The following is a 434-nucleotide window of genomic DNA, read 5'->3' on the forward strand; positions in this document are numbered from 1 at the left end:
AAACCACCGTCAGAACACCATGTAGGTGTTTCCACGCCTTGTGCTTTACAGGCATCCATGATGCGCCTTGCTCCACTGCCCCAATTTTCCAAATAAGGCATCCGATAGAGAGTTTCTGCTACTTTCAAGTTGTGAGGATATGATTAGTGAGGCTCCTTGAAATTTTCGGCGGTTATCTATGGTGGAAAGTGTCGGGACTTATTATCTCGATACGGTCGTCATAGATGGTAAGACTGATGGTCAAATACATGTTCGGTTTGCGTGAGTCATTTGACCGAACAAGTCTATATTAGATTGTCAATTACGAATAGAATTTTATAGAACAAGATAAAACTGTTTTTAAAATCTCATAAATGCAAGAACAAATTTGCTTATGTTTCAAATCTTTTCTGTATCTTTGTATGTTGGGAGAATTAGTTTTTATGGTGTAACTT

1 protein-coding gene is annotated in these 434 nt (G+C 38.0%); it reads right to left on the reverse strand.

Annotated elements, in window-relative coordinates; all coding sequences use genetic code 11:
- On the reverse strand, positions 1-128 hold a 128-nt coding region (locus tag ABUA47_RS18530), incomplete at its 3' end, for an ATP-binding protein (protein WP_349831869.1).
- Between the last annotated feature and the right edge of the window lie 306 nt (positions 129-434).

The sequence above is a fragment of the Bacteroides sp. RTP31139st1_H2_RTP31139_211217 genome (assembly GCF_040227615.1).
Classification (GTDB): Bacteria; Bacteroidota; Bacteroidia; order Bacteroidales; family Bacteroidaceae; genus Bacteroides; species Bacteroides uniformis.